Source organism: Ruegeria sp. SAZD011 (assembly GCF_059612545.1).
In genome coordinates this window covers 398,407-422,262 of sequence record NZ_JBXWQU010000022.1, presented here as the reverse complement: position 1 = coordinate 422,262, position 23,856 = coordinate 398,407, and the positions used below count along the sequence as shown (strand labels likewise).

General features: G+C 63.6%; 30 protein-coding genes. 21 read left to right on the top strand and 9 right to left on the bottom strand.

Annotated features, from left to right (window positions below):
* The first annotated feature begins 36 nt into the window (after positions 1-36).
* From AC2FLM_RS10770 to AC2FLM_RS10760, 3 genes are all read left to right on the top strand, one after another.
* Positions 37-366, top strand: coding sequence for a hypothetical protein (locus tag AC2FLM_RS10770; RefSeq protein WP_234137333.1), 330 nt, complete (start codon positions 37-39; stop codon positions 364-366).
* A gap of 71 nt (positions 367-437) precedes the next feature.
* Positions 438-863, top strand: a complete 426-nt coding sequence (locus AC2FLM_RS10765) for a thioredoxin domain-containing protein (protein ID WP_234137334.1) — start codon at positions 438-440, stop codon at positions 861-863.
* Positions 864-954: 91 nt separating this feature from the next.
* Positions 955-1,155, top strand: a complete 201-nt coding sequence (locus AC2FLM_RS10760; protein WP_234165669.1) for a YgaP family membrane protein — start codon at positions 955-957, stop codon at positions 1,153-1,155.
* 12 nt (positions 1,156-1,167) lie between these two features.
* Here the strand turns inward: AC2FLM_RS10760 and AC2FLM_RS10755 are convergent, their stop codons facing one another.
* Positions 1,168-1,383 (bottom strand): hypothetical protein, encoded by a 216-nt coding sequence (locus AC2FLM_RS10755; protein WP_234137336.1) that lies wholly within the window; start codon positions 1,381-1,383, stop codon positions 1,168-1,170.
* Positions 1,384-1,839: 456 nt separating this feature from the next.
* Positions 1,840-3,495 carry an energy-dependent translational throttle protein EttA gene (gene ettA, locus AC2FLM_RS10750; protein WP_496857817.1) on the bottom strand — a complete coding sequence of 552 codons (1,656 nt, stop codon included), beginning with the start codon at positions 3,493-3,495 and terminating at the stop codon, positions 1,840-1,842.
* Positions 3,496-3,651: 156 nt separating this feature from the next.
* Here ettA and AC2FLM_RS10745 point away from each other — a divergent pair, with 156 nt between their 5' ends.
* On the top strand, positions 3,652-4,122 hold the full coding sequence (locus AC2FLM_RS10745; protein ID WP_496857815.1) for an MOSC domain-containing protein: 471 nt from the start codon (positions 3,652-3,654) through the stop codon (positions 4,120-4,122).
* A 33-nt stretch (positions 4,123-4,155) separates the two neighbouring features.
* Positions 4,156-4,797: a nicotinate-nucleotide adenylyltransferase gene (locus AC2FLM_RS10740; RefSeq protein ID WP_496857813.1), complete on the top strand. Its 642-nt coding sequence runs from the start codon at positions 4,156-4,158 to the stop codon at positions 4,795-4,797.
* On the opposite strand, the gene AC2FLM_RS10735 is transcribed toward AC2FLM_RS10740, so the two are convergent.
* Positions 4,750-5,577: a DMT family transporter gene (locus AC2FLM_RS10735; RefSeq protein WP_496857811.1), complete on the bottom strand. Its 828-nt coding sequence runs from the start codon at positions 5,575-5,577 to the stop codon at positions 4,750-4,752. The genes AC2FLM_RS10740 and AC2FLM_RS10735 overlap by 48 nt on opposite strands.
* Positions 5,578-5,661: 84 nt before the next feature.
* Between AC2FLM_RS10735 and dacB the strand changes: the two genes are divergently transcribed.
* On the top strand, positions 5,662-7,152 hold the full coding sequence (gene dacB, locus AC2FLM_RS10730) for a D-alanyl-D-alanine carboxypeptidase/D-alanyl-D-alanine endopeptidase (RefSeq protein WP_496857809.1): 1,491 nt from the start codon (positions 5,662-5,664) through the stop codon (positions 7,150-7,152).
* A 48-nt stretch (positions 7,153-7,200) separates the two neighbouring features.
* On the opposite strand, the gene AC2FLM_RS10725 is transcribed toward dacB, so the two are convergent.
* Positions 7,201-7,623 carry a tellurite resistance TerB family protein gene (locus AC2FLM_RS10725; RefSeq protein ID WP_234137342.1) on the bottom strand — a complete coding sequence of 141 codons (423 nt, stop codon included), beginning with the start codon at positions 7,621-7,623 and terminating at the stop codon, positions 7,201-7,203.
* A gap of 92 nt (positions 7,624-7,715) precedes the next feature.
* Complete coding sequence (locus tag AC2FLM_RS10720; protein ID WP_234137343.1) at positions 7,716-8,174, bottom strand: cupin domain-containing protein; 459 nt, start codon at positions 8,172-8,174, stop codon at positions 7,716-7,718.
* Positions 8,175-8,267: 93 nt separating this feature from the next.
* On the opposite strand from AC2FLM_RS10720, the gene AC2FLM_RS10715 reads away from it, so the two are divergent.
* The 5 genes from AC2FLM_RS10715 (at position 8,268) to AC2FLM_RS10695 (ending at position 14,115) form a co-directional block, all read left to right on the top strand.
* Entirely contained in the window at positions 8,268-9,149 is an 882-nt protein-coding gene (locus AC2FLM_RS10715) for a LysR family transcriptional regulator (RefSeq protein ID WP_496857807.1), read from the top strand.
* Between the two features lie 101 nt (positions 9,150-9,250).
* The gene (locus tag AC2FLM_RS10710; protein ID WP_496857805.1) at positions 9,251-10,825 is read left to right on the top strand and encodes a lysine--tRNA ligase; all 1,575 of its coding nucleotides are present in this window, start codon (positions 9,251-9,253) and stop codon (positions 10,823-10,825) included.
* A gap of 101 nt (positions 10,826-10,926) precedes the next feature.
* Positions 10,927-11,235: a DUF4389 domain-containing protein gene (locus tag AC2FLM_RS10705; protein ID WP_234184434.1), complete on the top strand. Its 309-nt coding sequence runs from the start codon at positions 10,927-10,929 to the stop codon at positions 11,233-11,235.
* A 52-nt stretch (positions 11,236-11,287) separates the two neighbouring features.
* Complete coding sequence (locus AC2FLM_RS10700; RefSeq protein WP_234219589.1) at positions 11,288-11,689, top strand: DUF4864 domain-containing protein; 402 nt, start codon at positions 11,288-11,290, stop codon at positions 11,687-11,689.
* 140 nt (positions 11,690-11,829) lie between these two features.
* Positions 11,830-14,115, top strand: a complete 2,286-nt coding sequence (locus AC2FLM_RS10695) for a glycosyl hydrolase family 28-related protein (protein ID WP_496857802.1) — start codon at positions 11,830-11,832, stop codon at positions 14,113-14,115.
* 49 nt (positions 14,116-14,164) lie between these two features.
* On the opposite strand, the gene AC2FLM_RS10690 is transcribed toward AC2FLM_RS10695, so the two are convergent.
* Positions 14,165-14,830 carry a hypothetical protein gene (locus AC2FLM_RS10690; protein ID WP_496857800.1) on the bottom strand — a complete coding sequence of 222 codons (666 nt, stop codon included), beginning with the start codon at positions 14,828-14,830 and terminating at the stop codon, positions 14,165-14,167.
* A 138-nt stretch (positions 14,831-14,968) separates the two neighbouring features.
* Here AC2FLM_RS10690 and parA point away from each other — a divergent pair, with 138 nt between their 5' ends.
* The 4 genes from parA to AC2FLM_RS10670 all read left to right on the top strand — a co-directional run bounded on the left by parA (position 14,969) and on the right by AC2FLM_RS10670 (position 17,104).
* Positions 14,969-15,598 carry a ParA family partition ATPase gene (parA, locus tag AC2FLM_RS10685; protein WP_496857798.1) on the top strand — a complete coding sequence of 210 codons (630 nt, stop codon included), beginning with the start codon at positions 14,969-14,971 and terminating at the stop codon, positions 15,596-15,598.
* Positions 15,599-15,647: 49 nt separating this feature from the next.
* Entirely contained in the window at positions 15,648-15,974 is a 327-nt protein-coding gene (locus AC2FLM_RS10680; protein ID WP_234142683.1) for an antibiotic biosynthesis monooxygenase family protein, read from the top strand.
* Positions 15,975-16,053: 79 nt separating this feature from the next.
* The gene (locus tag AC2FLM_RS10675; protein WP_234142685.1) at positions 16,054-16,461 is read left to right on the top strand and encodes a universal stress protein; all 408 of its coding nucleotides are present in this window, start codon (positions 16,054-16,056) and stop codon (positions 16,459-16,461) included.
* Between the two features lie 64 nt (positions 16,462-16,525).
* Positions 16,526-17,104: an NYN domain-containing protein gene (locus AC2FLM_RS10670; RefSeq protein WP_496857796.1), complete on the top strand. Its 579-nt coding sequence runs from the start codon at positions 16,526-16,528 to the stop codon at positions 17,102-17,104.
* Here the strand turns inward: AC2FLM_RS10670 and AC2FLM_RS10665 are convergent.
* The 3 genes from AC2FLM_RS10665 to phnF are packed head-to-tail and all read right to left on the bottom strand — an operon-like array spanning position 17,101 to position 19,140.
* Positions 17,101-17,583: a HugZ family pyridoxamine 5'-phosphate oxidase gene (locus AC2FLM_RS10665; RefSeq protein ID WP_496857794.1), complete on the bottom strand. Its 483-nt coding sequence runs from the start codon at positions 17,581-17,583 to the stop codon at positions 17,101-17,103. The genes AC2FLM_RS10670 and AC2FLM_RS10665 overlap by 4 nt on opposite strands.
* A 9-nt stretch (positions 17,584-17,592) precedes the next feature.
* A complete protein-coding gene (locus AC2FLM_RS10660) occupies positions 17,593-18,372 on the bottom strand; it encodes a formate/nitrite transporter family protein (protein WP_234142690.1) in 780 nt (259 codons plus the stop codon).
* 57 nt (positions 18,373-18,429) lie between these two features.
* Positions 18,430-19,140, bottom strand: a complete 711-nt coding sequence (phnF, locus tag AC2FLM_RS10655; RefSeq protein WP_234219580.1) for a phosphonate metabolism transcriptional regulator PhnF — start codon at positions 19,138-19,140, stop codon at positions 18,430-18,432.
* Positions 19,141-19,243: 103 nt separating this feature from the next.
* Between phnF and phnG the strand changes: the two genes are divergently transcribed.
* The 6 genes from phnG (at position 19,244) to phnL (ending at position 23,809) form a co-directional block, all read left to right on the top strand.
* A complete protein-coding gene (phnG, locus tag AC2FLM_RS10650; protein WP_496857791.1) occupies positions 19,244-19,699 on the top strand; it encodes a phosphonate C-P lyase system protein PhnG in 456 nt (151 codons plus the stop codon).
* Positions 19,699-20,274 carry a phosphonate C-P lyase system protein PhnH gene (gene phnH / locus AC2FLM_RS10645; RefSeq protein WP_496857789.1) on the top strand — a complete coding sequence of 192 codons (576 nt, stop codon included), beginning with the start codon at positions 19,699-19,701 and terminating at the stop codon, positions 20,272-20,274. Before phnG ends, phnH begins: the two co-directional genes overlap by 1 nt.
* Positions 20,275-20,277: 3 nt before the next feature.
* On the top strand, positions 20,278-21,369 hold the full coding sequence (locus AC2FLM_RS10640; protein ID WP_496857787.1) for a carbon-phosphorus lyase complex subunit: 1,092 nt from the start codon (positions 20,278-20,280) through the stop codon (positions 21,367-21,369).
* On the top strand, positions 21,366-22,202 hold the full coding sequence (locus AC2FLM_RS10635; RefSeq protein ID WP_496857785.1) for an alpha-D-ribose 1-methylphosphonate 5-phosphate C-P-lyase PhnJ: 837 nt from the start codon (positions 21,366-21,368) through the stop codon (positions 22,200-22,202). The genes AC2FLM_RS10640 and AC2FLM_RS10635 overlap by 4 nt, the downstream gene beginning before the upstream one ends.
* An 85-nt stretch (positions 22,203-22,287) precedes the next feature.
* On the top strand, positions 22,288-23,058 hold the full coding sequence (gene phnK, locus AC2FLM_RS10630) for a phosphonate C-P lyase system protein PhnK (RefSeq protein WP_496857783.1): 771 nt from the start codon (positions 22,288-22,290) through the stop codon (positions 23,056-23,058).
* A gap of 67 nt (positions 23,059-23,125) precedes the next feature.
* Positions 23,126-23,809 (top strand): phosphonate C-P lyase system protein PhnL, encoded by a 684-nt coding sequence (gene phnL, locus AC2FLM_RS10625; protein WP_496857781.1) that lies wholly within the window; start codon positions 23,126-23,128, stop codon positions 23,807-23,809.
* Positions 23,810-23,856: the final 47 nt, after the last annotated feature.

Sequence of the window (23,856 nt, the reverse complement as noted above, 5' to 3'; positions counted from 1 at the left end):
CGACGGGCATCCGGCGCCCGGATCGTGGAGATCATCATGCAGATTCTGGTGGGTATTGCCGGGCTTTCGCTGGCAGTGCTGATCTATGCCTGGGCTTATGGTCGGGCGCATGACCCGGCCGCACCGGCCTGGGCACGGGGACAGTTGTTCGCCTCGGCAGCGTCGTTATTCGCGACGTCATTGGCGCCGATAGGCGCCGGCTATCTGACGGCTGGCATCTTGTGGCCCGATGGTTTGAGCCTTGTCTGGGGGCTGCCGGTCGCGATCGGTGCGGTACCGTTGGTCTGGATCGTGGCCCGCCGCCTGCTGCGCCGCGGGCGCGACAAGGCGCATTCCCCGCTGACTTTTACACGTGGCATGGCATGAGGGCGACCCTTGCAGGGTGATCTGCTGAAACCTATGTCACTTTCCGAATGTGATGCTTTCGGAGAGCCGAGATGGGTGACAAGACACTGACATGTCTGGCTTGTGGCCAGCTCAACCGCGTACCCGAGGCCCGGCTGACCGCTGGCGCCAAATGCGGGAAATGCGGCGAGGGGCTGGTCACGGGGCAGGCGCGGGATGTTGATCCCGCGATACTCGAAAAGGCGAAGAAGAACGACGACCTGCCGCTGGTGGTCGATTTCTGGGCGCCATGGTGTGGCCCTTGCCGAATGATGGGCCCGGAATACGCCAAGGCGGCCGGGGCACTGGCGGGGCAGGCGCGGCTGGTCAAGCTCGACACTCAGAAACACCAGTCCACCGGAGGCCGATACGGCATTCGCGGCATTCCGACCATGGTCGCCTTTGAACGTGGCAAGGAAAAGAAACGCCAGTCAGGCGCGATGCAGTCCGGGCAGATCGTCGGTTGGGTGCGCGGCTAGAAACATTCTTATACTTGAATGTGATTTCTGGCGAGGTTATATGTACCTCAAGGCCGGGCGCGTCGCCCGGCGATTGACAGGAGTTGGATGAATGACCCTCGATCGTGCCGTGATGATGTTTGCTGGCTTCATGGTGTTGCTCAGCGTCTTGCTGACCGCGCTGGTCTCGCCCTTGTGGATGTGGTTCACCGTGTTCATCGGCGTGAACCTGATCCAGTCCTCGGTCACCGGTTTCTGTCCGGCGGCCATGGTTCTGAAGAAGCTGGGGTTCAAGGCCGGGACCGCGTTCTGAGCAAGGCCTCGTCTAACCGTTGACGGTTCTGCCGCTGGCCATCGGTTCTGCGGCAGGACTCTGCGCTTCGCGCAACAAGAAGAACACGACTACGGAAACCGCGATGGCGGATCCGGTTACCGGATAGAGTAGCAGGGCGGCCCAGAGTGGCAGGTTCCAAAACAGAACGCCCAGGATACTGCATGCAAGACCGGCAAAGGTCCCCAGGAATACTCCGATCCAAGCCATTCGTTTTCTCTCCCACACATCCTTAGGCAGCGCATTTCACGCGCCTTGATGCTGAGACAGTCTAGGGAAGAATGTGTTCAAAATATGTTAATCCCGGGGTGACTGCGTCGCGGCATGTCGCTCGATCTCTGGCCCGGAATGCCCGGCGCCAGGAAGCCCGGTTTGTAGCGCACTCGACCACGGCAAGCCGGGCGTCAGCGGGTCATGCCCACAAGCTTCGAGGCGCGGGTCGGCCGACACGGCTTCAGCGCAGTTTTCTGTCTTTGAAATGATGGTGGCGGCCTAATTTCCATGCAACTTAGGACAGGAACATGGGGCGTTTCAACAGCCGGGATGTATAGCGGCGCAACGTATCGGATCGTAGCGACGCCCTTGTGTTTCTAGCTCTTTCAACCCGTTGCGAGTGCGCCCGCCAGACGGGCGCAGGCTCGCGCTGGGTTGATAAATGCGGCGTATCTACCGCACGAACTTCTTGTGCTTCAACCGTTTGGGTTCCAGCGCATCCGGGCCCAGGCGGCGCTTCTTGTCCTCTTCGTAATCCTCGAAGTTGCCTTCGAACCACTCGACATGTGCGTCGCCCTCGAAGGCGAGGATATGGGTGCAGATGCGGTCGAGGAAGAAGCGGTCGTGGCTGATGACAACGGCGCAGCCGGCGAAATCGACCAGCGCGTCTTCGAGCGCGCGCAGGGTTTCGACATCGAGGTCGTTGGTCGGTTCGTCGAGCAGGATGACGTTGCCGCCCTCTTTCAGCAGACGCGCCATGTGGACCCGGTTGCGCTCGCCGCCCGAGAGCAGCGAGACCTTCTTCTGCTGGTCGCCGCCCTTGAAGTTGAAGGACGAGCAGTAGGCGCGGCTGTTCACCTGGGCATCGCCCAGCTGGATGATCTCGGCGCCGCCGGTGATTGCCTCCCAGACGGTATCACCGTCCTTGAGGTCATCGCGCGACTGGTCGACATAGGAGAGCTTGACCGTATCGCCGATCTCGATGGTGCCGGCGTCGGGTTTTTCCTGCCCGGTGATCATCTTGAACAGCGTCGATTTACCGGCACCGTTGGGGCCGATGACGCCGACGATGCCGCCGGGGGGCAGCGAGAAGTCGAGCCCTTCGATCAGTTGCTTGTCACCCATGTGCTTCGACAGGCCGTTGACCTCGATCACCTTCGATCCCAGGCGCGGGCCGTTGGGGATGACGATCTGGGCGCGGCCGACCTTTTCCCGCTCGGATTGGCTGGCCATCTCGTTATAGGCCTGGATACGGGCCTTGGATTTGGCCTGACGCGCCTTTTGCCCCTGCCGCATCCATTCCAGTTCGCGTTCCAGCGTCTTTTGCTTGGCCTTGTCCTCGCGCGCTTCCTGTTCCAGGCGCTTGGCCTTCTGCTCCAGCCAGGCGGAATAGTTGCCCTCGTAGGGGATGCCCCGGCCGCGGTCGAGTTCCAAGATCCAGCCGGTGATGTCATCCAGGAAGTAGCGGTCGTGGGTGACGATCAGGATGGTGCCCTTGTAGTCGATCAGGTGCTGTTGCAGCCAGGCGATGGTTTCGGCGTCCAGGTGGTTGGTCGGTTCGTCCAGCAGCAGCATGTCGGGCGCTTCGAGCAGGAGCTTGCAGAGCGCGACGCGGCGTTTTTCGCCGCCCGAGAGGTTGGCGATATCGGCGTCGTCGGGGGGGCAGCGCAGTGCCTCCATCGAGACGTCGATCTGGCTGTCGAGATCCCAGAGGTTCTCGGCGTCGATCTGGTCTTGCAATTGCGCCATCTCGTCGGCCGTCTCGTCCGAGTAGTTCATCGCCAACTCGTTGTAGCGGTCGAGGATGTCCTTCTTGGCCTTGACGCCCAGCATGACGTTCTCGCGCACGGTCAGGTTCGGGTCGAGCTGCGGCTCCTGCGGAAGATAGCCGACCTTGGCGCCCTCGGCGGCCCAGGCCTCGCCGGTGAAATCCTTGTCGAGGCCGGCCATGATCTTCATCAGGGTCGATTTACCGGCACCGTTGACACCGACGACGCCGATCTTGACCCCGGGGAGGAAGCTCAGGTGGATGTTCTCGAAGCATTTCTTGCCACCGGGGTAGGTCTTGGAAACACCCTGCATGTGGTAGACATATTGATAGGCGGCCATGTCGTGTCCTCTGGGTCGGGGAAAGTCGGGTTGGCCGGTGTGATAGCGAATGGCGAGGATGGGGGCAATCGCTGGCGTGACCGAAGATGACGCAGCTGTGCATTGTATCCGGCCTGGCCCCCGTGCAGCATGAAGCGCGCGGTTTCGGGGATAGCGATGAGCGGTTTGACAGAGCTTATAGGCGGCTGGGCGCAGCCGGGGCGGGTCGGCTGGATCGGGCTGCGGCCCGAGCGGCGCGCGGCGCTGGTCGCGGTTGACGAGGTTCCTGTCGGACTTGGCGGTCTGACGGGCGATCACGGCCGGCCCGGCAAGCGGGCGGTGACGCTGGTGCAGGGCGAGCATCTGAGCGCCATCGGGTCGTATCTGGGGCGCGGGGCGGTCTCTCCGTTCGATCTGCGGCGCAATATCGTGGTCGAGGGGATCAACCTGGCGGCGCTCAAGGATCGGCCTTTGCGGCTGGGCGGGGCGGTTCTGCGCTTGACGGTGATCTGCGCGCCCTGTTCCCGGATGGAAGAGACATTTGGCTCCGGCGGCTATTCGGCGGTGCGCGGGCATGGCGGCTGGTGCGCCGAGGTACTGGAGCCGGGCCTGATCAGGCTGGGCGATGCGGTGCGGCCTGCCGATTGACAAGGCGGGACGCAAGCGCCAAGCAAGCAGTTCATGAGACAGGGTTTTCCATATGCGCGGCCCGGGCAGGTGATCGGGCTGTTTGGCGGGTCGTTTGATCCGCCGCATGCGGGGCATGTGCATGTGACGCGCGAAGCGCTGAAGATGTTCGGGCTGGACCGGATCTGGTGGTTGGTGACGCCCGGCAACCCGCTCAAGACACGAGGTCCGGCGCCGCTGGATCGGCGTATGGAAGCGGCCCGCGCGATGATGCGGCATCCCCGCGTGGATGTCACCGATATCGAGACCCATCTGGGCACGCGGGCAACGGCAGATACGATTGCGGCGCTCAGGCGGATTTATCCGCGGGTGCGGTTTGTCTGGTTGATGGGCGCCGATAACCTGGCGCAGCTACACCGTTGGCAGGACTGGCGTCAGATCATGGAAACGGTGCCGGTCGGTGTGCTGGCGCGGCCGGGGGATCGGATCTCGGCCCGGATGTCACCGGCGGCGCGGGCCTATGCACCCTATCGGATCGACGGTCACGCGCGGCACCTGTTGGGGCGCTCTGACGCTCCGGCCTGGTGTTTCGTCAATGTGCCGATGGTCGATGTCAGCTCGACCCGGATCCGGGCGGCGGGCGGCTGGTCAGCGGCGCAGCAGGGCCGAGGCGAGACCGGCGCCCAGGACCAGTGACAATCCCGCCCATGTCCACAGATCGGGCAGATCGCCGAACACTGCCCAGCCCAACCCGGTTGCGGCGAGAAGTTGGAAATAGACCAGCGGCGCAAGCCGGGTTGCCGGGGCATGGGCATAGGCCACCAGCAAGAGCAGGTTGCCCAGCATCGAGCCCAGTGCGCTGGCCAGTGTTAACCCCGCCACCTGCGGTGTTAAGGGGGGCAGGGCGGCGAGGCCAAAGGGCATCAGCACCAGTCCGGCAATGGCCAGCTGCGTGAGGCTGAGCGCCAGTGGTGAGCCCAGCGGGCTGAGCCAGCGCGACGCGGTCAGGAACCCGCCATAGAAACAGCCCGCCAGCAGGGCCAGCATCAGACCGGGTGAACCGCCGAACCCCGGGCGGACCACCAGCAATACGCCACAGAAGCCGAGTAGCATCAGGAGCGTTCGCAGCGCAGTCACGGGCTCTCGTAGCAGAAGCGCCGAGAGGGCATAGCTGAGGATCGGTCCGACAAAGAAGGCAGCAAAGACATTGGCCAGAGGCTCGGTCCTCAGGGCGGATTGTATCGACAGGATGCCACCGGCAAGCAGCAGCGCCCGAAACCAGATCCGCCAATTGGCGAGCAGACGCCATGCGGAGGTCGGCACGAAAGGCACCAGCAGCAACAACCCCAGCGTAAAGCGGGACCAGGCCACATAGATGGGCGCCGCCCCATAAGTCCCGGTCAGCAACTTGCCAGCCAGGTCCCCCGCGGGGATCAGCGACATGGCGATGAACATGATTCCGATGGCGCGGCCCATGCCCGCGCCGTAACATGATGAAAGCGGGGGCGAAATGCGAAACCACCGCTTGTGCGGCGCGGGTCACTGGGTTTTTATTGCGGCATGGTTGAAGTGATTTCCAGACGTGTTTTCCTGGCGGGGCTTGGCGCGGCGCTGAGCCATTCCGCGGCCTATGCCGAAGCCCCCGCATTGTCGCTGCGCCCACCGCTCAGACCCAAGGACGCGCAGGCGCTTGCCGGTCCCGAAGCGGTGCTGTCGGGATCGGGCCTGTCGGGACGGGTTGCCTTTGCCGTCGCCGATGCCGAGACCGGGCTGGAGCTGGAAACGGTCGAGCCGGGGCTGGCCCTGCCGCCGGCAAGTGTCGCCAAGGCGCTGACCGCGCTCTATGCCCTGGAGACACTCGGACCCTCGCATCGGTTCCGGACGCGGGTTCTGGCTGATGGGTCGGTCGAGAACGGGGTGCTCAAGGGGGATCTGATCCTGGCGGGTGGTGGTGACCCGACCCTTGATACCGATGCGCTGGCCGCCTTGGCGCGGGCACTGAAGGAGAGTGGATTGCGCGAGGTGCGCGGTGCTTTCAAGGTTTATGACGGTGCCTTGCCTGAGGTTTACAGCATTGACCCCGAACAGCCCGAGCATGTGGGTTATAGCCCCTCGGTGTCAGGCATCGCGCTGAATTTCAACCGCGTGCATTTCGAGTGGAAGCGGGCTGGCAAGGGCTGGAACGTCAGCATGGACGCCCGCAGCAGCAAGATCAGACCTGTGGTTGCGATAGCCGAGATGAAGGTGGTGAACCGGGCGCTGCCGATCTATACCTATGAGCAGCGCCAGCGGATCGACAGCTGGACGGTGGCGAGCCAGGCGCTGGGCCAGGACGGCGCGCGGTGGCTGCCGGTGCGCAAGCCGGCGCTCTATGCCGGGGACGTGTTCCAGACGCTGGCGCGGTCGAACGGTATGGTCCTGGGGCGGGTCGAGGTCGTCAGGTCATTGCCCGCGAGCGCACAAATGCTGGTTCATCACGACAGTGCGCCGCTGGAAGACATTCTGCGAGACATGCTGAAATACTCTACCAATCTCACCGCCGAGATGGTTGGGTTGGCGGCAACCGTTGCACGGCGCAAGCGCCCGGCCACGTTGCGTGCCTCGGCTGAAGAGATGACGGTCTGGGCGGCGGAGCGATATGGCCTGAGCGGCTCGCGGTTGGTCGATCACTCGGGGCTGGGCGATGCGTCGCGGATGACGGCGCGGGATCTGGTGGCGGTTCTGGTGCAGGCGGGCAAGACCGGGCGGTTGCCGCACCTGCTGAAGGATATCCCGATGCGCGATCCAAAGGGTCGCGTGTTGAAGGGGCATCCGATCAAGGTGGCGGCTAAAACCGGGACGCTGAACTTTGTCTCGGGGCTGGGTGGCTTCATGACCGGAGCGGATGGTACGGTGCTGGCCTTTGCGATCCTGACCGCGGATACCGACCGGCGCGCGGCGATCCCGCCCGAAGACCGCGAGCGCCCGGAAGGCGCGCGCGGCTGGAATGCGCGGTCGAAGAAGCTTCAGCAAGCGCTGATCGAGCGATGGGGCGCGATATACGGCAGTTGAGGCACGGGCCGCGCGTCAAGCGCCCGGTGCTAACCTTGCAAAGTGCTTTCAGACCACGTGACGGGCACGGGCGCCACGCTCGATGGCTGCGGCATGTAGCCGGTCGATATTGAGCTCGTAGCGGATTTCCTCGAGCAGCCGAAGTTCGGTTTCAGCGAGGGTGCCGTCGGCGGCAGCGACGTCGCAGGCCAGGGCATAGGCGGTTTCGAACAGGCGTTCGGGCAGGTTGTCACGGACCAGGCCAAAAAGAGCGTCCAGCCCGTCCTCTTGTTCGAACAGGTCGAACACCACCTGGCTGACCTGTTTCATTCGGTCAATGTCGTAGTCGGCAAAAACCGGCAGCATGTTCACCGCCGACTGGATTTTGACCAGTTCGGCGGTGCGGATGTTTTCGTCCGAGGCGGAGATCGCCATCATGATCGCGACCAGGCAATCCTGCGGGGTCATCGGGTGGGTCGGTTGCTCGGTCATGATCGGTCCTGCCAATGGGGTTGCGTCGCAGGGCAGGATAGGGTTGGCGCGCGGGGGGTTCAACTCCTTGCGCGCCAGACGGTTTGCGGCAATCAGGCGCTGGCGGTAAAGCGATACTCGATCGCCTCGAAGCTGGCCGAGGCAAAGCCATAGGCAAAGCGCAGACCTTCGGGGCCGGCAACGGTGCCATGTTCCGCATCGCCGGGAATATAGAGCGCGACGCCCGGGCGGATCTCGTGCGGCACGCCGTCGATGGTGACGGTGCCCGAGCCTTCGAGGCCAAGGTAAAACTCTGGTGGCGTGTGGCGATGCGGGCGCAACTGGTGGCCCGGGCCGAATTCGGCAATGCCCAGCACCATGTCGCGCGGTGCGGTGGGCGTGCCATTGATCAGGGTCCGCCAGCGCACTTCGCCAAAGGTGGGGTCGGTCCCGCCCGACAGCGGGACATGATCGGCATGAATGGCATGCGGCGGATGCGGCAGGTTGCCGGGCTGGTGCAGCGGAGTGGCTGCGGTCAGATCGGCGGCGAAACTGTCGAGCATGTCGGTCATGATGGGCTCCTTCCCTTTGCGCCCTGATAGTCGTGCTTGCCGGTCACGCGCAATCGCGTAAAACTGCATCATATTATACGCTGAGGTTATGATATGGATCGCTTGCCAAGCTTCTCGGGACTGACGGCTTTTTACGCGGCTGCACGACGCGGAACACTAACCGCCGCGGCGGCGGAATTGAACGTCTCACAGCCCGCCGTTTCGCGCCGGATTGCCATGTTGGAGGCCGACCTGGGCTGTCCGCTGTTTGATCGCAGCCACAAACCGGTTCGAATGACCCAGTCGGGCAGGGATTTGTTGCGGGCGCTGCAAGGCGGGTTTGGCCAGATCGAGGCCGCGGTGGCACAAATCAGACAGTCGGCACAGGGCAAGGTGGTGACGGTAACCGCGCCGTCAGGCTTTGTCGCGTTCTGGTTGATCCCGCAACTGGGAGATCTGGAGGCCGCCTTTGAGGATGTGACGATCAGGATTATAAGCCAGGAGTATGGCGAGGCCACCCGGCCAGGCGACATCGCAATCCGGTTCGGGCTGGCCGAAGGCGGCGGAGAGACGCGGCTGCTGGGCGAGGGTGTGTTTCCGGCCGCCAGTCCACTCTATCTGGATCGGCGCGAGATGAATGGCGACAGCTACGATTTCGCCCGCATGACCCTGTTGACGATGGAAACGGCGCGCAGTCAGTGGCATGACTGGCCAAGCTGGTTTCGCGCGGTCGGTGTGCCGATGCCGCACAAGGCCCGGGTTCTGGACTTCAGCTCTTATGCGATGTTGGTCAATGCGGCGTTGGCGGGGCAGGGGGTTTGCCTGTGCTGGGACGGGGTGCTGGATCGGTTTCTGGAGGCCGGCGCGCTGGTCCGGCTGGAGGGTCCCGAGGCGGTATCCACGCGCGGCTATTTCATCGCTGCGAGAGAGGGCTTGGCCGCTCCGCCGCATGTGCTCGGTATCCTCGACTGGATCGTCGAAAAAAGTCACAAATAGCGCGGTTTGGCGCCAGCATTTATTGACTCATGCTGCACTGGCACAATAGGACAGCCGGGCCGGGCGCATGGGGCGCCCTTCCTTCCCCGATGGAGATTGACATGTCCGACTCGCGTGAACTCGCACTTGCGTCCAAGGCCTGGCCCTTTGAAGAAGCGCGTCGGGTGCTCAAACGCTATGAGAAGGCGCCGCCGGAGAAGGGATATGTTCTGTTCGAGACCGGCTATGGCCCCTCGGGCCTGCCGCATATCGGCACGTTCGGAGAGGTGGCGCGCACCACGATGATCCGCCGTGCCTTTCAGGAGATCAGCGATATTCCGACCCGGCTGATCTGTTTCTCGGACGATCTGGACGGGATGCGCAAGGTGCCGGGCAACGTGCCCAACCAGGACATGCTGCGCGAGCATCTGCAAAAGCCGCTGACCTCGGTCCCCGATCCGTTTGGCGAATACGAAAGCTTTGGCCATCACAACAACGCCATGCTGCGGCGGTTCCTCGATACCTTCGGGTTCGAGTACGAGTTCTATTCGGCGACCGAGTTCTACAAGTCGGGTCAGTTCGACGAGATCCTGCTGCGCGCCGCGGAACGCTATGACGACATCATGAAGATCATGCTGAAGTCGCTGCGCGAGGAACGGCAGCAGACCTATTCGATTTTCCTGCCGATCCACCCCGAGACGGGGCGGGTTCTGTATGTGCCGATGAAAGAGGTGAACGCCAAGGATGGCACCATCACCTTTGACGACGAGGACGGGCGCGAATGGACGCTGCCGGTGACAGGCGGCAACGTGAAGCTGCAATGGAAGCCCGATTTTGGCGCGCGCTGGGCGGCGCTGGGCGTCGATTTCGAGATGTACGGCAAGGATCACTCGACCAACACGCCGATCTATGATGGCATCTGCCGGGTGCTGGGCGTGCCCGCGCCTGAGCATTTCACCTATGAGCTGTTCCTGGACGAGAACGGGCAGAAGATTTCCAAGTCGAGTGGCAACGGGGTGAGCATCGACGAATGGCTGACCTATGCCAGCTCGGAAAGCCTAGCCTATTTCATGTACCAGAAGCCGAAGACCGCCAAGCGGATGTATTTCGACGTGATCCCCAAGGCGGTGGACGAGTATCACCAGCAGTTGCGCGCCTATCCGACCCAGGATCTGGCGGCGCAGCTGAACAACCCGGTCTGGCACATCCACGGCGGCGATGTGCCTGCCTCGACCCTGATTGTGCCATTTGGAATGCTGCTGAACCTGGCCAGCGTGTCGGGGGCCGAGGACAAGGAGGCGCTGTGGGGCTTCATCCGCCGCTATGCGCCCGAGGCCAGCGCCGAGAGCCATCCGGATCTGGATCAGGCGGCCGGGTTTGCGGTGCGCTACTTCAACGATTTCGTCAAGCCGACGCGGGTCTACCGGGCGCCGACCGAGGCCGAGCGCGAGGCGCTGGTTGAGTTGCGCGCGCAATTGGCCGCCTATGACGGGCCGGTCGAGGACGAGGCGCTGCAATCCATCGTCTATGCGGTGGGCCGTGACCGGTTCGACCCGCTGCGCGCCTGGTTCGGGGCGCTCTATGAGGTGTTGTTGGGCGCGTCGCAGGGCCCGCGTTTTGGCGGGTTCATCGCGCTTTACGGCATCCCCGAGACCATCGCGCTGATCGACAAGGCGCTGGCGGGCGAGCTGGCCTAAAGATCGCTCCTCGCAGAGTTCTTGCCGGGTTGGCGGCGCCGCCTGCTGGCGGGCGCTGCCAACTATGGTAATCTGTGCAGGCCAGAGGCATGGAGGATGGTATGGCGATACCGGATGAAGACCAGTTTCAGGGTCGGATGCATGGAGAGCGGCCCGAGCCGAAAGAGCCGGACAGCCTGTGGTGGCGATTGCTGCACATGATCCTGATTGCGATCATGATCAACCTGGCGCAGACCATTCTGGCGGTTGTGACGGTGGTGCAATTCATCATCATGGCCGTCAGCAAAAGCCAGCCTAACGAGCGGTTGGCGGATTTTGGTACCGATCTGGGCATTTGGATCGCCAAGGCGGCGCGGTTCCAGACTGCGGCGAGCAACGTGAAACCCTGGCCCTGGACCGATCTGGACTGATCCGGGGGGCTTTGCGCTGCGTATAACTCCTCAGGGAACGAGGAGACACATCATGCGTCAATTTCTGTTCGTGCTTGCCTGTTGTGCCGGTCTGGCGGGACCGGTTCAGGCCCAGAGCAACGAGATCGAGACCGTGATCGGCAACCAGTTCGAGGCCTTTCTGGCGGACGATCTTGTCACTGCATTTACCTATGCCAGCCCGACGATTCGCGACATCTTCAGAACGCCCGAGAATTTCGGTGCTATGGTCCGCAACGGCTATCCAATGGTCTGGCGACCGGCCAAAATTCGTTATCTGGAGTTGCAGCAACGTGAAGGCGCGCTTTGGAAACTGGTGCAGGTGACCGATGCACAGGGGCGGGCGCACTTGCTTGCCTACCAGATGGTTAATCTGGAAAGTGGCTGGAAGATCAACGCGGTGCAGCTTCTGGAGATGCCGCGCCCGTCGGTCTGAGGCAACATCACCGTCACGATGCCATGAGCCGGAATTAATCCCTTTGACCTACCCATTTGGCGCGTTCGGGTGCGGCCCGGACCCGTCACATGAAAGCGCCTGAGCAGCTTGCCTGCGGCGCGATTGGGAAAGGGATTTGGATGAACAAGGCAATCACCGACGGCATCAACTTTATGCCGCGCGCCTTTCAACAGGGATTGAACGTGTGGTCGAGTGGCGACGGCACACCGGGATCGGATACCTACGACGGTGCGCCGAATGCCGCCTTTGTTCCGGCGGATGCCGATTTCGGCGGCTGCCTGGAACTGCAAAAGACAGCTTCGGTCCAGAAACTGCGATATATGGGGCAAACACCGTTGCAGCCCGGTTGCTACCTTCAGATCAAGGTGCGGATCAAGGCGATCAGCGGCAATCTGCCCAGCGTCCGGGTGGCCGGATGGGCCGGCGGCGCGGGCGGCGCTCATATCGGCGGGGTGACGGAGCAGGGGCCGTCGACGACGCTGACGACCTATGGCGACGTGGTCGAGGTGACGGGGATCGTCGGCTCGGGCAATCGTGGCGGCGTTGACATGGTCTGGGGCGCCTCGGCGCTGTATGGCCATTTCGGCCTTGACCTTGAAGGGTCGAATGGCGGCATTGTCCGGATCGACGATATCGAGATCACGGACATCACCGGCGCATTTCTGCGCGATATGCTGAGCCAGGTCGACGTGCGCGACTATGGTGCGGTGGGCGATGGCGTCACAGACGATTCGGCGGCGTTCGAGGCCGCCGATTCTGCGGCAGGAGGGCGCCGGGTGTTCGTGCCCGCTGGTACGTATTTCCTTGGCCAGACGGTCAGCCTGGCGTCGGAGATCGAATTCGAGGGCACGGTCACCATGCCTGTCGACAAGATGCTGCTGCTGACCAAGAGTTTCGACCTTCCCACCTATATCGAGGCCTTTGGGGACGAGGAAACCGCGTTTCGAAAGGCGTTTCAGGCGCTGCTGAACGGATCGGATCACGAATCGCTGGACATGGGCGGGCGCAACGTGTCGGTCACCGCGCCGATCGACATGCAGGCGGCGGTTCCGAACCGGACCAGTTTTTCCACCCGCCGGGTCATCCGCAATGGTCAGCTGGTCGCTGTCTCTGGTCCCGCGTGGGATACGGATACCTATACGTCGCAGGCAACCTATGATCCCAATGATGCGCGCAAGCTGAGCAATGTCACGAATATCGCAAACATCCCGGTGGGGTCTCTGGTAACCGGCGCGGGTGTCGGGCGCGAAATCTATGTGCGCTCGAAGAACGTGGGCGCGGGCGAGATCACGTTGAACGCCCCTCTCTACGATGCGGCGGGCACCCAGGTGTTCACCTTTCACAGCTTCAAGTATATGCTGGATTTCAGCGGCTTCAGCTCGCTGTCGAAGTTCAACATGCAGAACATCGAGTTCCAGTGCAACACGCATTGCAGCGCTATTCGGTTGGCGCCGTTTGGCTCGACCTTTGCGCTGTATGATTGCTTTGTCAGCCGACCCAAGGATCGCGGCATCACCTCAATCGGCGGCGGCTGCCAGGGCATGCTGATCGACGGGTGCCAGTTCCTGTCGGCGGAGGAGGCGCTCAATGTGCCAGACCGCAGCAGCATCGGGTTCAACACCAATGCCAACGACGTCAAGCTGCGCCATTGCCGGGCAACTCGGTTCCGGCACTTTGCCGTCATGGCGGGACAGAACCACATGATCCTGGGCAATCACTTCTTTCAGGGCGATGCCGTTGCCAACGGTCCGCGCGCGGCGGGGATCGTGCTGATCGGGACCTATTCCAGCGCCACCTTTGCCGAGAACTATGTCGACAATTGCAGCCTGGAATGGACCAACGAACAGGATCCAAACCCGGATTTCACCGGCGGGTTCTCGTTCAGTGCGATGAGCATCACCGACAACATCTTTCTGTCGGGCGAGGTGGCGCCCTGGTTCAGCTATATCGTGATCAAGCCGCACGGGGTGGGGCATTTCATCAACGGTATGACGGTGACCGGAAACAAGTTCCGGTCGATCAACGGCTATATCGATCGGGCGGAGCGGGTCGATACCAGCTTCTCGGGGCTCAATTTCGACCGCACGCGGGACCTGATCTATCAGGGGAACACCTATCACGGTGTCAGCACGCGCAGCGCCAACCCGTTGCGGCTCGAGGTGGATCAGACCAGCGCATCGGACAACTGGCTGATCAACACCGATGCGACTTTGCCTTTCGGCGCCGAAACGCGCGGTGTCGATGCGGTGGTACCGCAGGGGCCGCTGCGGGACTCGGGCGGGGCGGTGGCCTATCTGGCCCCTTATGCCCAGGTGCAGCAGGGAACCAATCAGGATCAGCTTCGCCTGCGCTGGAGCGAGCCTGTCACGGGAACCGTTTTCGTCACGGTCCGTGCCGACAAATAGTCCGGTCGGGTGGGGAGCGTTGGGGCCGCGGTTGCGGCCCCTTTTCCAGTCAGAACTCGCGCCAGAGGCTGAACTTGATGTTGAAGCTTCCGGGCAGGTCGGATTTGCGTTCAAGGCCCAGGACCCACGTCTTTCCCTTGCCGCCCTCGATCAAGAGCGAGGGCGTCACGGTCCAGAACAGCGGATGGCCCGGCACATAGGCGGTTTCAACCTGCAACATCGGGTCAATACGCCTCGCAGTAGACAGGCCTGCGGTCAGGTCGAGCTTGTAGATGTCGGTTTCGGTGCCGTTCCGTCTCTCCCATGCGGTGTCGACTGCCAGCCAGCCATTGCCCCAGCGTGTCTCGAGCCCCTTGCCATAGGAAAGCGTGAGCTTGCTCATCGGCGCCCAGTCGCCCAGCCAGTGATGCGCCCCAAGGCCCAGTTCGGCAGCGAGCCGGCCCCTGGTGCCCATGTCCCGGATCGGATAGCGCGCAAAGATCAGGGCATGTCCGGTCACGCCCGGCAGTTCATTGATGTCGATGCCCATGGTGAGGCGCCTGGCCAAGCCCCATTCGGCATAGACCGCGGTCTTGTAGTCGGTGAGGCCCTGAAACCGGAACAGCGTTGCCGAGACCGACGTGAATCCGTGTCCCTTTTCGCGCAGCCATGCGCCCGCCGCCGCCGGGCTGGCGACAGTCATGCAAATCCACAAGACAATCAGCAGGCGGCCCATTCCGCACCCTCCAACGCCAGCCTTGCCGGGATTGGTTAACGATTGGTTAGTGCGGTTGTGCCGCAGGAGCGTCAGGCTTTTGCCGTTGTGTACACAGGGTGCGATGTTATGCTGCGATGCAGCATAAGGAGTCGCCGCATGGGACATGTCATCACGGTCGCACAGCAAAAAGGTGGGTCTGGCAAGACCACGCTGGCGGTGAACCTGGCCGTTGCATTTGCCCGTGCGGGCAAGAGGGTGGCGCTGATGGATACCGATCCGCAGGGTTCCGCCGGACGGTGGTTCATGGCGCGGCTTGAGGCTGGCGGCGATCCGGGGTTGGAGTTTTCAACCGCTTCGGCCTGGGGGGTCAGCTATGAGGTGCGCAAGCTGGCCAAGGACAATGACATCGTCATCATCGACACCCCGCCCAAGGCCGACAGCGACCTTCGCCCTGCGTTGCGCGAGGCCGATCTGGTGCTGATCCCGGTCGCGACCTCTCATCTGGACCTGTGGGCGGTGGAAATGGTGCTCTACCTGGCCGAGCGCGAGGACAAGCCGGCGCTGATGGTGATGACCCGCAATCGCCCCGGAACGCGACTGGCGCAGGATGTGGCGACCAAGGCGCAAGAGCTGAAGGCCGAACTGGCGAAATCGGCACTGGCAAACCGTGTTACCTATGCCGAAACACTGGGGCATGGTCGCGCCGCGCTGGAGGCGCCCAAGGGTCCGGCTCATGGCGAAGTAACTGGTTTGATGCGGGAAATCGAGGCTGCTCTGGGGTTATGAGAACCCAAGACCTGTGCTAGGCTGGCCCTGCATTCGCAGGAGAAACCCCATGCCCAAGATCGCCAAAGCTGCCCCGGTTCAGACTGTCATCACGACCTTTGAAATGACGCCCGGCACCTGTCAGGACCTGCTAGAGGCGCTGACCGAGGCCTATGCCGATTTCATCTCGAAACAGCCCGGTTTCGTCGCGGCCGGCCTGCATGTGAACGATGCCCAGACCCGTATCGCCAACTATTCGCAATGGCAGCGGCGCGAGGATTTTCTGGCCATGCTGCGCACGCCCGAAATGCGCGAGCGTAATCGTCGCATCAACGAGATGTGCAAAAGCTTCGAGCCGGTTATGTACGAGGTGGCCGAGACCTTCGACAGCGACTGAAAGCTGTCCTGATCTGGATCAAGGTTCGTTCGGGCTAGCCGGGGCATTCTGTCGCTATTCCCAAACGGAGGCGCGACACATGTATCACAACATCCTTGTACCGATCTCGTTCGATGCCGAACGCGACGTATCCGGTCCGCTGAAACTGGCCAAACTTCTGGCTACCCCTGAAGCGCGGGTCACCCTGCTGCATGTGGTCGAACATATTCCGGCCTATGCGATCTCGTACATGCCGACCGATTACCTGGCCGAGGCGCGCAAGGCGCTGAAAAAGGAACTCGATGCGCTGGCCGCCCAGCTTCCCAACGCCACCGGCGTTCTGGTCGAGGGGCATTCGGGGCGCTCGATCCTGGATTGGGCCGAGGCGAACAATCCCGATCTGATCATCATCTCTTCGCACCGCCCCGGCATGCAGGATCTGCTGTTGGGGTCCACCGCGACCCAGGTTGTGCGCCACGCGCAATGCGCGGTACATGTGGTGCGTTGATCAGGCGGTCGACGCGTCGAATTTCTCTTGTTATGCGAGAGTGACTGGGTGATACATTCACCCAATGATTGTCTCTCTCGCAGTTCTCGCCGGTTCGCTGCTTTTGCTGGGCTGGTCCTTGCTGACCTTTGGTCCGATCCTGACGCCGCTCATGTTGGCGGCGGCGCTGGGCGTTGTCGTCGGCGTGGTTCTGGTGCTGCGTCAGAGACTGCGCAGAGCGCCGGTCTGGATCGTGATCGACGGCTCCAACGTGCTCTATTGGCGGGATGAGACACCCAACCTGCAGACGGTGCGCCAATGTGTCGAAGGGTTGGTACGCAATGGCTGGACCCCGCTATTGTGGTTCGATGCAAATGTGGGGTACCTCGTGGGATCAAAATATATGGGGCCGCACGAATTGTCGCGGGCGCTGCGCTATCCGGTGTCCCATATCAATGTGGCACCCAAGGGGACGCCTGCGGACCCGCTGCTGATCGAACAGGCCGAAGAACTGGGTGCACGGATCGTGACCAATGACCGCTTCCGCGATTGGGTCGAAACCTATCCGCAGGTCGCCGCCCCTGACCTGTTCCTGCGTGGCAGCGCCTCGGGAGAGGGTGTGTCGCTGCGTTTCGCCGAGGAGCCTGCGCGCAAGCGGGCCTAGGCCGCGAGATCTTTGGCGCTCAGCCGCACCGCTCTGCCGAAACCCGCGTTCAGCAGGCCATCGGTGACGATGAAACGGACAAAGCGGAAATCACCGAAATCGGCATAAAGCCCCGCTTTGGGTCTCAGGGCCAGATAGCGGGCCCGCAAGGTATCGTGCTCGGATGTGCCGCGTAAGACCTGTCGCGCGGTGCAATGCAGGGTCAGGCGTGGATGGGCCAGCGGGTCGCCCTTGCCGCCCGGCTCTCCGATCAGCAGGGCACAGGCCGGGGTTGTCTCCAAAGCGGTGGTATGGGCGGAAAGGGATGAGATCAGCGAGACAGGCATGCCCTGCGCATCGGTGGCCAGCGCAATGCGGCTGACCGACGGGGTCAGGCCACCCGGTTGCAGCACCGCCAGCGCCCCATACCGCGCGGTGTTGATCAGTGCGCGGGCCTGGGCACGGGTTTCGGCATCTGCTGTCTGATAGGGGTCGGTCATGACCGGGGGCTATCGCAGATAGGCAAAGCGATAGGCCAGCGCCACGCCGCCCGCCCCGCCGAGGATATTGCCCAGTGTGACCCAGAGCAGGTTCGACAGCGCCGCGCCGAATGTCACCTCAGCCCCGGCCAGCATGCCCTGCGGGATCAGGTACATATTGGCCACCGAGTGTTCCAGCCCCAGCAGCACGAACCCCGAGATCGGCCAGAGGATGGCCAGGATCTTGCCTGCCGCCGTGCGCGCGGCAAAGGTCAGCCAGACCGCGAGGCAGACCAGCGCATTGCACAGCACCCCGCGCATGAAGGCCGCGCCGGGTTCCAGTGCCGCCTTGCCGCGCGCGATGGTCTGGGCGGTCTCGCCCATCGGCCCGTCCAGCAGGCCGGAAAGGCCAAAGGCCAGCGCCAGCCCGACCGCGCCCAGCAGATTACCCAGATAGACCAGCCCCCAGTTGCGCAACAGCGCGGCCAGCGTGATCCGCCGGTCCACCGCCGCCATTACCATCAGCGCGTTGCCGGTGAACAGCTCGGCGCCGCCGACGATGACAAGGATCAGCCCCAGCGAGAACACCACCCCGCCCAGAAAACGCGCCGGGCCAAAGCCCGCATCCGCTCCGGTCATCACCATCGTATAGGCGGCGCCGCCAAAGCCGATGAAGGCCCCCGCCAGCACAGCCAGCGTCAGGGTCTGCGCGGCGCTGAGCCCGGCCTTGGCCACGCCTGCGGTTTCCACCAGGTGGGCAATTTCGGCGGGTTTATAGGCATCTAGCCCGGTGGGGTTTGTATCGCTCATATACGTAGCCTAGCCATGGTCCCGCTGTCTGTACCTTGATGCCGATCAAGGCGCGGTTCAGTCAGCGCCCAAGGTCAATGTCACCCGGTCGCCGGCAAACCAGGTGCGACCGTATTCCACAGGCTGCCCGTCGGGATCGACATTGATCCCTGTCGAGAACATCAGCGGCGCCCCCTCGTTCAAACGCAGGTGCAGCGCCTGGGTGGCGTTGGCGGGCCTGGCGGTCAGGCGGGTCGAGATCCGGGTGAAATCCGCGACCCCCAGCCGTTGCAGAGCGGCGGTGACGGATCGGGTCTCGGCCAGCACCTCGGGAAGCCCGGGGAAACGTGCGGCAGGAAACACGCTCTGGAACACGGCGATGGGCTGGCCATCGGCCAGTGACAGCCCGTCATAGACATGTACGCGCGCGCCGTCGGGCAGGTTCAGCGCCTCGGCCTCGGCCGCATCGGCGGCACGGGTCAGCAGGGTCAGGATGCGTTTGCCCGGAATGCGGCCCCCGGCGGCGATGTTCTTGTGAAACCGCACCCGCTTGCCGATGGCGTAGTCGGTGGGCCGGGCGGCGACAAAGACACCCGCGCCGCGGCGCGCATGCACCAGCCCCTGATCGGCCAGATCCGCCAGCGCCCGGCGCACCGTGTGCCGGTTGACGCCGTGCGTCGCGGCCAGCTGCGCCTCGGTCGGCAGTTGGTCGCCTTCGCCATAACGCCCCTCGGCGATGTCTTCGGTCAGGCTCAGCGCGATGGTCTTCCAGACGGGGCTGCGGCTCATGTCATCAAAACTTCATCGTTGGGTGGATTGCGGGATGGGGGGCAACCCGCTAATATTTGTCTAGTTGTATAGCTAATGTAGACAACCGGGCCAAGGGGTTTTCATGGCGGATCAAGAAAAGGACACAGCGGCGCGGCAGGGCTGGATGGGCCTTCTGGCTCGCGCGCCCGAGGCAGCGCTGATGGCGCTGTGGGACCGGATCGAGGAGCGCCCCGCCTATGACTGGTTGCGCGCGCCCGAGACCGGCGGCGTGATGGTGCGGGGTCGCACCGGTGGTACCGGCGCCCCCTTCAACCTGGGCGAGATGACGGTGACTCGCTGCGCGCTGGTGCTGGGCGATGGCACCGTGGGTCATGCCTATGTACAGGGTCGCTCGCGGGTCAAGGCCGAGGCAGCGGCAATGATTGACGCCTTGATGCAGACCGAGGCCGCCGACCGGATCCGCGCACGCGTGCTGAACCCATTGGCCGCGCAGATGGCCGAGCGCGCCGAAACCCGCGCCGCCCGGGCCGCCGCCACCAAGGTTGAATTCTTCACGCTGGTCAGGGGGGAGGATTGATGGACGGATCGAGCCTTTATGCCGGTGGCTTTCGCGACGCGCCTGTCGATGCGGCGCATGCCTTTCGCGCCGCGATGACCGTCATGGCGCGGCCGGGGGACATCCGCAGGATCGCAGGCGCCGCGCCGCCCGCGCCCCTTTCGGTTGCGGCGGGCACATTGTTGCTGACGCTCTGCGACCCGGAAACGCGGGTGCATCTGGCCGGGGCGGCGGACACCGACGCTGTGCGCCAATGGCTGAGCTTTCACACAGGTGCGCCATTGGTCGATGCGGCAGAGGCCGATTTCGCGCTGGGCAGATGGACCGACCTGATGCCGTTGTCGCGCTACCGGATCGGCACACCGGAATATCCCGACCGCTCGGCCACGCTGATCGTCGAATGCGACGCATTGGAAAACGCAGGCGCGGTGCTGACCGGTCCGGGCATCCGCGACACCGCGCGCCTGTCGCTGCCGGACGCGGGCGCGTTGCAGGGCAACGCGATCCTTTACCCGCTGGGCTGCGATTTCTTCTTTACCTGCGGCGACCGGGTTGCGGCCCTGCCGCGCAGTACCACCATTCGCGTGGAGGGCTAGGCCATGTATGTTGCCGTCAAAGGGGGCGAGCGCGCCATCGAGAACGCCCATGCCTGGCTGGCCGAGGAGCGGCGGGGCGATACGTCGGTCGACGAACTCTCCCTTGCCCAGATCCGCGAACAATTGAGCCTGGCGGTCAACCGGGTGATGGCCGAGGGCTCGCTTTACGATCCCGACCTGGCCGCGCTGGCGATCAAGCAGGCGCGCGGCGACCTGATCGAGGCGATCTTTCTGATCCGCGCTTATCGCACTACCCTGCCGCGCTTTGGCGCAAGCCGCGCGGTCGATACCGGCGCAATGGCCTGCGACCGCCGTATCTCGGCCACGTTCAAGGATGCGCCGGGCGGGCAGGTGCTGGGGCCGACCTTCGACTACACCCATCGCCTCTTGGATTTCAAACTGGCCGCCGAGGGCGCGGTGCCGCCCGCACCAAGCGCGCCGCCGCGTCGCGAGCCAACGCCGCATATCACCGAGTTTCTGGGGCAAGAGGGGCTGATCCAGTCCGAACCCGAGAGCGAGGCCGCGCCGCGCGATCTGACCCGCGAACCGCTGGAGTTTCCCGCTGATCGCGCCCTGCGCCTGCAATCTCTGGCGCGCGGGGATGAGGGGTTTGTGCTCGGCATGGCCTATTCCACCCAGCGCGGCTATGCCCGCAACCATGCCTTTGTTGGCGAGCTGCGCATCGGGCGGGTCATGGTCGAGATGGAGGTTCCCGAACTGGGTTTCGCCATCGAGATCGGCGAGGTCGAGCTGACCGAATGCGAAACGGTGAACCAGTTCAAGGGGTCAAAGACCGAGCCGCCGCAGTTCACGCGCGGCTATGGGCTGGTGTTCGGTCAGTCCGAGCGCAAGGCGATTTCCATGGCGCTGGTAGACCGCGCCCTGCGCTGGCAGGAACTGGGCGAGGACAATCTTGGCGCCCCGGCGCAGGACGAGGAATTTGTGCTGAGCCATTGCGACAACATCCAGGCCACCGGGTTTCTGGAGCATATCAAGCTGCCCCATTACGTCGATTTCCAATCGGAACTGGAACTGGTCCGCAAGCTGCGCCGCGAGGCCGAAGAGCGCATTGCGCCAAGGGAGGCCGCGGAATGACTGATCAAGCTTACAACTTCGCCTATCTCGACGAGCAGACCAAGCGGATGATCCGTCGGGCCATACTCAAGGGGCTGGCGGTACCAGGATACCAGGTGCCCTTTGCCAGCCGCGAGATGCCGATGCCCTATGGCTGGGGCACCGGCGGGGTGCAGGTCTCGGCCGCGACGCTGACGCCTGAGGACCGGCTGAAGGTGATTGACCAGGGCGCCGACGACACCACCAACGCGGTGTCGATCCGTAAGTTCTTTGAACGCACGGCCGGGGTGGCCACGACCGAGGCGACGCGGGAGGCAACGGTGATCCAGACCCGGCACCGCATCCCCGAGGCGGAGCTGACCGAGGATCAGATCCTGGTCTATCAGGTGCCGATCCCCGAACCGCTGCGCTTTCTGGAGCCGCGCGAGACCGAGACCCGCAAGATGCACAGCCTTCAGGAATACGGGCTGATGCATGTGAAGCTTTACGAGGATATCAGCCAGCATGGCGCGATCTCGACCGCCTATGCCTATCCGGTGCGGGTGGCCGAGCGTTATGTGATGGACCCAAGCCCGATCCCCAAGTTCGACAACCCCAAGATGGAGATGGCGGCGATCCAGCTCTTTGGCGCCGGGCGCGAACAGCGCATCTATGCGGTGCCGCCTTATACTCGCGTCGTCAGCCTCGATTTCGAGGATTACCCGTTCGAGGCGACAAAGGCCGAGCACGCTTGCGACTTGTGCGGTGCCCAAGACAGCTATCTGGATGAGGTGATCATGGACGATGCGGGCGGGCGGATATTCGTGTGTTCGGACACCGATTACTGCCGCACACGCCGCGAGGCGGCGGCATGAGCGGTGCGGTCGGAGCGGGGGCAAAAATTTCGACGAAATTTTTTGAACAGGATTTCGGAGAAATCCTGGGCGCGGGAGGTGAGGGATGAGTCCTTTGTTGCGGGTCGCGGGAATCGAGAAGCGCTATGGCGCGCGGATCGGCTGCACGGATGTAAGTTTCGATCTCTATCCCGGCGAGGTGATGGGGATCGTGGGCGAAAGCGGATCCGGCAAGTCGACATTGCTTAACTGTTTGGCGGGCCACCTGGTGCCCGATGCGGGGCAGGTGATCTTTGACACCCGGCACATGGGGCCGGTGGATACGGTCACCATGTCCGAGCCCGAACGGCGGATGCTGAGCCGTACCGACTGGGCCTTTGTTCACCAGCATGCCCGCGACGGGCTGCGCATGTCGGTGTCCGCGGGCGGCAATATCGGTGAACGGCTGATGGCCGTCGGGGATCGGCATTATGCCCGCATCCGCGCGGCCGCGCTCGATTGGCTGGACCGGGTCGAGATCGACGGCGCCCGGATCGACGACCGGCCTTCGGCGTTCTCCGGCGGCATGCAGCAGCGCTTGCAGATCGCGCGCAACCTGGTGACAGGTCCCCGGCTGGTGTTCATGGACGAGCCAACGGGTGGGCTCGACGTGAGCGTGCAGGCGCGTCTTCTCGACCTTTTGCGCGGGCTGGTGCAGCGGATGGGTTTGAGCGCCATCATCGTCACCCATGATCTGGCGGTGGTGCGGCTGTTGGCCGACCGGCTGATGGTGATGAAGGACGGGCGCGTGGTCGAGAGCGGTCTGACCGATCAGGTACTGGACGATCCGCAGCATGGCTATACCCAGCTGCTGGTGTCGAGCGTGTTGCAGGTGTGAGGGGGCGCTGCCCCCGCGCCTTTGGCGCTCCCCCGGAGTATTTGGGGCGAAATGAAAGGGATTTGGGATGATCGACATCCGTGAGGTGAGCAAGAGTTTCACCCTGCACAATCAGGGAAGCGCGGTGATCCGGGTGATGGAGGGGGCCTCGTTGCATGTGGAGCCTCGCGAATGCGTGGCGCTGACCGGTGCGTCGGGGGCGGGCAAGTCCACGCTGATGCGGGTGATCTATGGCAACTATCTGGCTGCCTCCGGCTCTGTCCTTGTGGGCGGACTGGATGTGGTTCGGGCCGAGCCGCGCGAGATCCTGCGGCTGAGGCGTGAGGTGTTGGGCTATGTCAGCCAGTTTCTGCGGGTGGTGCCACGGGTGCCGACGGTCGAGGTGGTGGCCGAGCCGCTCTTGGCGCTGGGGATCGATCCCGACACCGCGCGGGCGCGGGCCGAGGCCTTGCTGGACCGCCTCAACATTCCCGAGCGGCTCTGGTCGCTGAGCCCCACCACCTTTTCGGGGGGCGAGCAGCAGCGAGTGAACATTGCGCGCGGCTTTGCCCATGCCTATCCGGCATTGTTGCTGGACGAGCCGACAGCGAGTCTGGACGCGGAAAACCGGGCGGTGGTTCTGGAGCTGATCGAGGAGGCCAAGGCGCGCGGCGCGGCCATCGTCGGTATCTTTCACGATATCGAAGCGCGGGCGTGGGTGTGCGACCGGGTGGTCGATGTCTCGGGTTTTACGCCAGAGGCAGTGGCATGAGGCAGGTGCCGGTCATCGCTGTGGTGGGCCCTTCGGGTGTAGGCAAG

Bases quoted from the DNA above. Each gene is read 5' to 3' on its own strand.
- AC2FLM_RS10770 (WP_234137333.1), top strand. From the start codon at position 37: ATGCAGATTCTGGTGGGTATTGCCGGGCTTTCGCTGGCAGTGCTGATC.
- AC2FLM_RS10765 (WP_234137334.1), top strand. From the start codon at position 438: ATGGGTGACAAGACACTGACATGTCTGGCTTGTGGCCAGCTCAACCGC.
- AC2FLM_RS10760 (WP_234165669.1), top strand. From the start codon at position 955: ATGACCCTCGATCGTGCCGTGATGATGTTTGCTGGCTTCATGGTGTTG.
- AC2FLM_RS10755 (WP_234137336.1), bottom strand. From the start codon at position 1,383: ATGGCTTGGATCGGAGTATTCCTGGGGACCTTTGCCGGTCTTGCATGC.
- ettA (WP_496857817.1), bottom strand. From the start codon at position 3,495: ATGGCCGCCTATCAATATGTCTACCACATGCAGGGTGTTTCCAAGACC.
- AC2FLM_RS10745 (WP_496857815.1), top strand. From the start codon at position 3,652: ATGAGCGGTTTGACAGAGCTTATAGGCGGCTGGGCGCAGCCGGGGCGG.
- AC2FLM_RS10740 (WP_496857813.1), top strand. From the start codon at position 4,156: ATGAGACAGGGTTTTCCATATGCGCGGCCCGGGCAGGTGATCGGGCTG.
- AC2FLM_RS10735 (WP_496857811.1), bottom strand. From the start codon at position 5,577: ATGGGCCGCGCCATCGGAATCATGTTCATCGCCATGTCGCTGATCCCC.
- dacB (WP_496857809.1), top strand. From the start codon at position 5,662: ATGGTTGAAGTGATTTCCAGACGTGTTTTCCTGGCGGGGCTTGGCGCG.
- AC2FLM_RS10725 (WP_234137342.1), bottom strand. From the start codon at position 7,623: ATGACCGAGCAACCGACCCACCCGATGACCCCGCAGGATTGCCTGGTC.
- AC2FLM_RS10720 (WP_234137343.1), bottom strand. From the start codon at position 8,174: ATGACCGACATGCTCGACAGTTTCGCCGCCGATCTGACCGCAGCCACT.
- AC2FLM_RS10715 (WP_496857807.1), top strand. From the start codon at position 8,268: ATGGATCGCTTGCCAAGCTTCTCGGGACTGACGGCTTTTTACGCGGCT.
- AC2FLM_RS10710 (WP_496857805.1), top strand. From the start codon at position 9,251: ATGTCCGACTCGCGTGAACTCGCACTTGCGTCCAAGGCCTGGCCCTTT.
- AC2FLM_RS10705 (WP_234184434.1), top strand. From the start codon at position 10,927: ATGGCGATACCGGATGAAGACCAGTTTCAGGGTCGGATGCATGGAGAG.
- AC2FLM_RS10700 (WP_234219589.1), top strand. From the start codon at position 11,288: ATGCGTCAATTTCTGTTCGTGCTTGCCTGTTGTGCCGGTCTGGCGGGA.
- AC2FLM_RS10695 (WP_496857802.1), top strand. From the start codon at position 11,830: ATGAACAAGGCAATCACCGACGGCATCAACTTTATGCCGCGCGCCTTT.
- AC2FLM_RS10690 (WP_496857800.1), bottom strand. From the start codon at position 14,830: ATGGGCCGCCTGCTGATTGTCTTGTGGATTTGCATGACTGTCGCCAGC.
- parA (WP_496857798.1), top strand. From the start codon at position 14,969: ATGGGACATGTCATCACGGTCGCACAGCAAAAAGGTGGGTCTGGCAAG.
- AC2FLM_RS10680 (WP_234142683.1), top strand. From the start codon at position 15,648: ATGCCCAAGATCGCCAAAGCTGCCCCGGTTCAGACTGTCATCACGACC.
- AC2FLM_RS10675 (WP_234142685.1), top strand. From the start codon at position 16,054: ATGTATCACAACATCCTTGTACCGATCTCGTTCGATGCCGAACGCGAC.
- AC2FLM_RS10670 (WP_496857796.1), top strand. From the start codon at position 16,526: ATGATTGTCTCTCTCGCAGTTCTCGCCGGTTCGCTGCTTTTGCTGGGC.
- AC2FLM_RS10665 (WP_496857794.1), bottom strand. From the start codon at position 17,583: ATGACCGACCCCTATCAGACAGCAGATGCCGAAACCCGTGCCCAGGCC.
- AC2FLM_RS10660 (WP_234142690.1), bottom strand. From the start codon at position 18,372: ATGAGCGATACAAACCCCACCGGGCTAGATGCCTATAAACCCGCCGAA.
- phnF (WP_234219580.1), bottom strand. From the start codon at position 19,140: ATGAGCCGCAGCCCCGTCTGGAAGACCATCGCGCTGAGCCTGACCGAA.
- phnG (WP_496857791.1), top strand. From the start codon at position 19,244: ATGGCGGATCAAGAAAAGGACACAGCGGCGCGGCAGGGCTGGATGGGC.
- phnH (WP_496857789.1), top strand. From the start codon at position 19,699: ATGGACGGATCGAGCCTTTATGCCGGTGGCTTTCGCGACGCGCCTGTC.
- AC2FLM_RS10640 (WP_496857787.1), top strand. From the start codon at position 20,278: ATGTATGTTGCCGTCAAAGGGGGCGAGCGCGCCATCGAGAACGCCCAT.
- AC2FLM_RS10635 (WP_496857785.1), top strand. From the start codon at position 21,366: ATGACTGATCAAGCTTACAACTTCGCCTATCTCGACGAGCAGACCAAG.
- phnK (WP_496857783.1), top strand. From the start codon at position 22,288: ATGAGTCCTTTGTTGCGGGTCGCGGGAATCGAGAAGCGCTATGGCGCG.
- phnL (WP_496857781.1), top strand. From the start codon at position 23,126: ATGATCGACATCCGTGAGGTGAGCAAGAGTTTCACCCTGCACAATCAG.